Here is a 7,867-nt window from a genome sequence, read left to right as displayed (position 1 = left end):
ACTAACACCCCTAACCTGACGGTTAGGGGTGTTTTTTATTGCAACGAGAAAAATAAATTGGGGAAAATTACGGTATAACTATTGGGGAAAAGATAAAGCGTGATGTGAATATGCAAAATAATAATCTTGGTTCTTGGCAATCTAGCCTACAGACATTGGTTTATATTTTATTGTTTTTAATTCTCTTTGGATGGTTGTTGAAAATTGGGCAAGGCTTTCTATTGCCAATCCTTGTTGCGACGATAGCGATGTATATCCTTATCACATTAAGCCATTGGCTTGTGAAGTTTCCCGTTTTGAAATCTACGCCAGAGTGGTTTAGAAGGATATTGGTATTAATTAGTTTTATCGTGGTTATGGTTCAGCTTATTAGTTTAGTGATTACAACTGGACAGAAAATTTTGGCCAAGATGCCAATCTATGAAGCGAATATTGAACAGGTTTTTTTGCATGTAAACGCGTATTTAGGGTGGAGTGATAGTCCGGACTGGCAAATCTTTAGAGAAATGCTGATGAGCCAGATTAATCTTCAAAGTCTCATTACTTCGACACTTACTTCATTTAGTGCGCTGACAGGCATGTTTGTTGTCATTATTGTATATGCCTTATTTTTATTGAATGAGCGAGATCAGTTCGTTAAAAAATTAATGATTGCATTTCCAGATGGTAAAACTGAACAAACACGGTTATTGATTACGGATATTAATAAAAAAATTAGTGAATACCTTGTTGTTAAGACACTTATTAATTTGATTTTAGCAACGATTTGTTTTGTCATCCTTTGGGCTTGTGGTGTGGAGTATGCATTATTTTGGGCTTTAATTATTGGTTTGTTTAACTATATTCCATACGTTGGTTCTTTATTCGGTGTGATTTTCCCTGTTCTAATGACATTGGCTCAAACTGGTTCGCTGAAATTAACTATTTTGGTTGCAATTCTATTGACGGTTGCACAAATGTTTGTAGGAAATTTTCTAGAGCCACGTATGATTGGTAAACAAATCAATTTATCTCCGTTTGTTGTTTTGCTTTCCTTGTCTTTGTGGTCTTCATTGTGGGGAATCGCAGGGGCGATTTTAGCAATTCCTCTTACTTCAATTTTTGTAATTGTTTTGGAAGCATTTCGATCTACTCGCCCATTTGCTATTTTACTCATGCAGAATCCGAAAAATTACGATCAATCATAACCGTGATAATAGGGCTTAGATACTTACTAATAGGATTTGGGCTCTTATTTCGGATAAATATCTCAACGTTTTTGATAAATCATTATGGATAAAATTGATGTGTATTTTGCCAAGCGCTTGCTTGGTTTTTTCTTTTTTGATAAGGTAAAGCGCTTATAAATACTCTAATCGACTCAGAATTATTCAAGCTAGGAAGCAGAAAATGCAACTTAATCCGATCTACTATAATGAGCAACACCAAGCTTTTGCAGACAATGTACGTCGATTCGTGCAAAAAGAAATGGCACCATTTGTTAATGAATGGGATGAGGCTGAAACATTCCCTCGAGAGCTTTATAAGAAAGCTGCTGAGATTGGTTTGCTCGGTTTAGGTTTTGGTGAGGAATATGGGGGTATTCCGGATGCAGATCCTTTTTACTCGTTACTCGCTGGTGTGGAAATGGCGAAAGCGGCTTCAGGTGGTGTGCATATTTCGTTGATGGTACATACCATCGGTGCTCCACCAATCCAACACTTTGGTAGTGAAGAACTAAAAGCGAAAGTATTGCCAGATATTATTTCCGGCGAAAAGATTTCGGCTTTGGCAATTACAGAACCTGGTGGGGGGTCAGATGTTGCCGCTTTGCAGACCAAAGCAATTCGTGAGGGCGATTATTATATTGTTTCTGGTGAAAAGACCTTTATCACTTCTGGAATCCGTGCGGATTACTACACAGTAGCGGTGCGTACTGATCCCACCAAAACGGGTGCTGACGGTATTTCTATGCTGTTGGTTGATGCGCATAGTGAGGGCATTACTAAAACACCATTAAAGAAAATGGGATGGTGGGCATCGGATACAGCTCATCTACATTTTGATCAAGTTCGTGTTCCTGCATCGAACTTGCTGGGTAAGGAGAATGCTGGTTTTAAAGTGATTATGAATAACTTTAATATGGAGCGTTTTTTCTTGGGCGTGGTGGCTTATGGCTATGCGCTTGTCTGCTATGAAGAGGCATTAGATTGGGCACAACAGCGCAAAACGTTCGGTAAACGTTTAGTTGACCATCAAGTGGTTCGTCATAAGTTGGTTGATATGGCAACGCAATTGACGACAACACGCGCTTTGCTTGAAGAAACGGCTTGGAAAATGACTCAACCACAATTACAGGGTGCTGATTTGGTTGCTCAAATTTCCATGCTCAAGAATGTCGCAACACGAACCATGCAGTTTTGTGCGGATGCTGCTGTGCAGACATTAGGGGGAATGGGCTTTATGCGAGGAACTAAGTCTGAGCGTATTTATCGTGAAGTGAAGGTCAATATGATTGGTGGTGGTGCGGAAGAAATTATGAAGGACTTGATTAGTAAGCAATTGGGTTATTAAACTTTAATGGAGCTTATTGAATTGTCTCAATCCAGTAGGCTCCTTTTCCATTTGGATGGGTTGCAATATGCCAAACTGATGAATCCTGAGTATAAATGAAAAATTGAAACCCTTGATCCTGTAATTTCTGCTTTGTACCCCGAGTCGCATCGTTTATTTTAATTGGAACTGCACCATGATCGATAAAATAGTCTAAGTCGGTTGGAGATAAGGTAAATGAACCATGACCAATATTTAAATCAAGGTTATTTATTTCAATAATATTTTTTGTGCTTGGCGGTAAAATTGGAGGTAGCCAACCACGTTCAAAAGCATGTTCTGTTTGAGCATGCTGTAGATCTATAAATTTGGTTGTCACGATATCATTTGTACAACCGAACATTAGGCTGGAAAGTAGGATTATAATTGTACGTTGCATATATTCTGCTTATAAAATTGGCATCACTTTATTTGTTTATTTTAAAGCTTCAAATATTTCAATTACTAGAAGACTTGATATTTTTTATCTGTCCAATTCGAATTTAAAATCGCCCAACGCTCATGATCTTTCCATTCTTTACCACCAACACGTAAATATTGGCGTGAAAACCCTTCTTTAACAAAGCCTGCTCCTGCCACAAGACGAATGGAGGTGGAGTTTTCAGGTTGGATATTCGCTTCTAGTCGATGCAGGTTCAGTGTTTGAAAAGCTTCGTGTAAGACAAGTTGAAGTCCATGTCGCATATAACCTTGGCCTATATAAGGATAAAAGGCTTCATAACCTAAATAAGCTGAATGGAAGTGACCTCGAATAATATTCGAGATATTAAAGGTTCCTACAATTGCATGGTTCTCAGTTAAGCAGACAAAATAACGATGTTCTTGCTGTAGGTATTGTTCAAAATCTGTAGGAGGATATGTCCATGGTTGATGTAGATGAATACTATTTTGGTAGGCTTGTTTGATTTCAGCTAAATCGCTGAGTTGAGGTTTACGCAAATAGACTCGACTCATTTCAAAGCCATTTCCCAGACCATTTCAGTCAATTCATCAATTTTCACTTTACCTTCAGGTCGGTACCATGTGACTGTCCAAGAAATAGAACCACCGACTAAACGTCGCCAAATAAATGCATCATGTTTGACTTTGCCTAGAGCGCGTAATTTTTCAATCACATCAAGCCAGACTTGCTCATATTCATTACGCATTTTCAAAAGATAGTCTTGTTTTTCTTTAGATAGAGCAAACCATTCATGTACCAGCACCGCCATAGCCGCACCCGTATCACCAGTAATTGAGATTAATTCTGCTCTGATTAAATCACGCAATTGCTGTTCAGGATCATTTGAGCGTTCAGCTGCTTCTTTAAGCCGTGCAAAGTTATAAATAATGGTTTGTTCCATCACAGTAGCCAGAATGTCATCTTTACTTTTAAAGTGATGGAAGAGACTACCTGATTGAATACCAATAAATTCACCAAGTTGGCGAACCGTGGTTTTATCATAGCCTTGCTTGTAAAACAGATAGGCGGCACCTAAGAGCAAACGTCCACGTGGGCTATCGTCAAAACATACGATTTTAGGTATTTGCTCAATTGAAGTTGCGATCATGCCTGTCCGTCTATCCCGTCTTATCAAAGTGTATTGTAACAAAATTCATTTCATGAATTGTCTTATCTTTTTATAACAAGCATTTGCTTGAATTTGTCTGTTTTTGCTAATACAGCATATCATTCTGCACTTTACAAACCAAGCACTTGCTTGGTAATGTTGTGTTGTTTTTAATAATAATGAGAAAGCTCATGACAAGCGTCAAGCAGGATGACCAAAAGCCAGTAAAAATCGGATGTGCTTCAGGATTTTGGGGTGATACCAATACAGCTGCTTTTCAGTTGGTACATCTGAGTGATATTGATTATTTAGTCTTTGATTATCTATCTGAAATTACCATGTCAATCATGGCTAAAGCAATGATGACTGATCCAAATCATGGTTATGCATTAGATTTTGTTAGTCGTGTGATGTCTCCACTGATCAATAAAATTGCTGAAAAGAAAATCAAAGTAATCAGTAATGCAGGTGGGGTGAATCCCTTAGCTTGTCGTGATGCTTTACAAAAAATCATTGATGAAAAAGGCTTAGATTTAAAAGTAGCTGTGGTACTTGGTGACGATGTATTGCCAAAGCACACCGAACTACAGCAAAAAAATATCAAAGAAATGTTTAATGGTGAGCCTTTGCCTGCACATGTGGCGAGCAGTAATGCCTATTTAGGTGCTGTTGCTATTCGTGACGCTTTGGATTTGGGCGCGGATATTGTGATTACAGGTCGTGTTGTTGATTCGGCTGTGGTACTTGCACCGTTGTTGCATGAATACAAATGGTCATTGGACGACTATGACAAACTCGCACAAGGTTCATTGGCTGGGCATGTGATTGAATGTGGTGCTCAATGTACAGGTGGGAACTTTACCGATTGGCGTTTAGTACAAGGCTTTGACAACATGGGCTTTCCAATTGTAGAAGTCAGTGCAGATTCCTCTTTTGTTGTGACTAAACCACAAGGTACAGGTGGTTTAGTGTCGACTGCAACGGTCGCAGAGCAAATCGTTTATGAAATTGGCAATCCACAAACCTATTTACTTCCTGATGTGACAGCTGATTTTAGCCAAGTCCATTTAGAACAAGTGGGTGATGATCGAGTTAAAGTCACAGGTGCAACAGGTCGAGCACCAACTCAACAATATAAAGTGAGTGCCACTTATGCCGATGGTTATCGTGTTTTAGTCAGTTTCTTGATCGCAGGTCGAGAAGCGCCAGAAAAAGCACAAGCCATTGCCAATGCCATTATCAATAAATGTGAGCGTGTATTGGCTTTACGTTCTGTTCCTCCATTTACAGAAAAATCGATCGAAATTTTAGGTATTGAAAGCACCTATGGGGCACATGCACGCATTAAAGAAAGTCGTGAAGTCGTGGTCAAAATTGCAGTCAAACATATGTTTAAAGAAGCATGTATGTTCTTCGCTTCGGAAATCGCACAAGCTTCTACAGGTATGGCACCTGCATTAGCGGGCATTGTCGGTGGTCGTCCTAAAGCCTCAGCAGTGGTGAAATTGTTTTCTTTCTTGATTGATAAAGATCAAATCAAGGTTGAGGTTGATTTTGCAGGCCAGCGACATCCTGTTGAGATTCCTACTGGCTCAGCTACACAGAATTTCGCTCCCCATCCAACTGGCGAAGTCGCAACTTATCAAGGTGATGAAATCGAAGTGCCTTTGATTGAGATTGCTCATGCTCGTAGTGGAGATAAAGGCAACCATAGCAATATTGGTGTGATTGCGCGTAAAGCAGAATATTCGCCGTGGATTCGAGCGGCGCTCACTGAAGCAAATGTTTCAGACTATATGCAGCATGTTTTAGATCTAGAAAAGTCAAAGGTCATTCGTTATGAATTACCTGCGATGAATGCACTGAATTTTATGTTGGAAAATGCCTTAGGTGGCGGTGGGATTGCAAGTTTACGTATTGATCCACAAGGTAAGGCTTTTGCACAGCAATTGTTAGATATGCCAGTCAAAGTACCAGCGAAATTGTTAGAAAAATAAGTAAGGGATGTAAATCAAATGGGTTATCAATCAATTTTCAGAGCAGATGCATTTGACGACAAAGTGATTATCGTCACAGGTGGCGGCTCAGGTATTGGACGCTGTACAGCACATGAGCTGGCATCTCTAGGTGCTCAAGTTGTGATTACAGGTCGAAAAATTGAAAAGTTAGAAAAAACTGCAGCAGAAATTAGTGAAGATGGTGGAAAAGTCCATTTTATCGTTTGTGATAACCGTGATGAAGAACAAGTCAAAAGCATGATTGCTGAAGTCATTGAAAAATTTGGCAAGCTCGATGGTTTAGTGAATAACGCAGGTGGGCAATTTCCTTCGGCATTGGAAAATATTTCTGCTAATGGCTTTGATGCTGTGGTTCGCAATAATTTGCATTCTACATTCTATTTAATGCGTGAAGCCTATAACCAATGGATGGCTAAACATGGGGGCAGCATCGTCAACATGACTGCAGATATGTGGGGCGGTATGCCAGGTATGGGACATTCAGGTGCAGCACGCTCAGGTGTGGATAACCTGACTAAAACGGCTTCAGTAGAATGGGGTAAATCGGGTGTGCGCGTCAATGCAGTTGCGCCAGGATGGATTATTTCATCAGGTATGGACAACTATAGTGGTGACTTTGCCAAAGTAATCATTCCAAGTTTGGCAGGTAATGTTCCGTTAAAACGTATGGGTACAGAATCTGAAATTTCTTCAGCAATTTGTTATTTGCTTTCTGATGCAGCGGCTTTTGTTTCAGGGGTAACTTTACGTATTGATGGTGCTGCATCTCAGGGAACACGCATGTATCCATTGGCAGATGCAACCAATAGCCAGTCTTTTAATGGTTTCCATCGTGCTTTTATTCCAGAAATTTTTAAAGACAAAGCTGGAGAATAAGAAGAATGACCATTCTCCAATCTGAAATTGCAGTCGGTAGTGAGCAATATCAACAAAACCGTGAAGCTTTGTTGAATCAAATTGCGGAAGTACGTGCAGTACAGCAAAAGAGTATTGATAAATCTTATGCGGCTAAACCAAAGTTTGATAAGAAAGGTAAAATTTTGCCGCACGAACGTGTGCGCTTACTATTGGATGCGGATTCACCTTTTGTCGAGTTATGTGGCTTAGTCGGCTACAACATGCATGATGATAAAGATGGCTCAGAAGCGGGTGGCGGGATTATTGCGGGTTTGGGCTTTGTTAGTGGTGTACGATGCCTTGTCTCTGCAAGTAATAGTGCGATCAAAGGTGGCACTATGTCACCGATGGGTGTACAGAAAACCTTACGCTTACAGAAAATAGCACTTGAACAAAAACTACCGATTGTTACTTTAACGGAAAGTGGTGGGGCAAATCTTAATTATGCTGCTGAAGTATTTACCTATGGTGGTATGACCTTTGCCAATCAAGCACGGATGTCTGCGGCAGGGATTCCACAAATTTCAGTGGTACATGGTAATGCCACAGCAGGTGGAGCATATCAGCCTGGTCTGTCTGACTATGTGATCGCGGTGCGCAAACAAACCGAAATGTTATTGGCTGGTCCGCCATTGTTATTGGCTGCGACTGGTGAGGTGGCAACGGCTGAAGAGTTGGGCGGTGCTGAAATGCATACCCAAGTTTCAGGTGTAGCAGAATATTTGGCGGAAAATGATGCTGATGGGATTCGACTTGCCCGTGAGATTTTAGAGCATTTGAATTGGAAGGAACAAACCAATAGTCTAGATC

The 7,867-nt window shown here is 40.2% G+C and carries 8 protein-coding genes; 5 read left to right on the top strand and 3 right to left on the bottom strand.

The window, feature by feature from the left end; all coding sequences use genetic code 11:
• The first annotated feature begins 110 nt into the window (after window positions 1-110).
• Together HMPREF0023_RS13990 and HMPREF0023_RS13985 are read left to right on the top strand one after the other, a co-directional pair.
• Window positions 111-1,187: an AI-2E family transporter gene (locus tag HMPREF0023_RS13990; RefSeq protein ID WP_005089101.1), complete on the top strand. Its 1,077-nt coding sequence runs from the start codon at window positions 111-113 to the stop codon at window positions 1,185-1,187.
• 202 nt (window positions 1,188-1,389) lie between these two features.
• Window positions 1,390-2,553: an acyl-CoA dehydrogenase family protein gene (locus tag HMPREF0023_RS13985; protein WP_005089103.1), complete on the top strand. Its 1,164-nt coding sequence runs from the start codon at window positions 1,390-1,392 to the stop codon at window positions 2,551-2,553.
• Between the two features lie 13 nt (window positions 2,554-2,566).
• Here the strand turns inward: HMPREF0023_RS13985 and HMPREF0023_RS13980 are convergent, their stop codons facing one another.
• From HMPREF0023_RS13980 to HMPREF0023_RS13970, 3 genes are all read right to left on the bottom strand, one after another.
• Complete coding sequence (locus HMPREF0023_RS13980) at window positions 2,567-2,971, bottom strand: hypothetical protein (protein ID WP_005089105.1); 405 nt, start codon at window positions 2,969-2,971, stop codon at window positions 2,567-2,569.
• Between the two features lie 65 nt (window positions 2,972-3,036).
• The gene (locus HMPREF0023_RS13975; RefSeq protein WP_005089107.1) at window positions 3,037-3,546 is read right to left on the bottom strand and encodes a GNAT family N-acetyltransferase; all 510 of its coding nucleotides are present in this window, start codon (window positions 3,544-3,546) and stop codon (window positions 3,037-3,039) included.
• Entirely contained in the window at window positions 3,543-4,142 is a 600-nt protein-coding gene (locus tag HMPREF0023_RS13970) for a TetR/AcrR family transcriptional regulator (protein ID WP_004669660.1), read from the bottom strand. The genes HMPREF0023_RS13975 and HMPREF0023_RS13970 overlap by 4 nt, the downstream gene beginning before the upstream one ends.
• 191 nt (window positions 4,143-4,333) lie before the next feature.
• Here HMPREF0023_RS13970 and HMPREF0023_RS13965 point away from each other — a divergent pair, with 191 nt between their 5' ends.
• The 3 genes from HMPREF0023_RS13965 to HMPREF0023_RS13955 form a co-directional block, all read left to right on the top strand.
• The gene (locus HMPREF0023_RS13965; RefSeq protein WP_005089108.1) at window positions 4,334-6,139 is read left to right on the top strand and encodes an acyclic terpene utilization AtuA family protein; all 1,806 of its coding nucleotides are present in this window, start codon (window positions 4,334-4,336) and stop codon (window positions 6,137-6,139) included.
• 18 nt (window positions 6,140-6,157) lie between these two features.
• Window positions 6,158-7,036, top strand: a complete 879-nt coding sequence (locus HMPREF0023_RS13960) for an SDR family oxidoreductase (protein WP_004964160.1) — start codon at window positions 6,158-6,160, stop codon at window positions 7,034-7,036.
• A gap of 5 nt (window positions 7,037-7,041) precedes the next feature.
• Window positions 7,042-7,867: carboxyl transferase domain-containing protein (locus tag HMPREF0023_RS13955; protein ID WP_008942390.1), on the top strand; the 826-nt coding region annotated here is incomplete at its 3' end.

This window comes from Acinetobacter sp. ATCC 27244 (genome assembly GCF_000156555.1).
Taxonomy (GTDB): domain Bacteria; phylum Pseudomonadota; class Gammaproteobacteria; order Pseudomonadales; family Moraxellaceae; genus Acinetobacter; species Acinetobacter haemolyticus.
The sequence above is the reverse complement of the archived record's forward strand: the minus strand, read 5'-3'. Positions and strand labels throughout refer to the sequence as shown.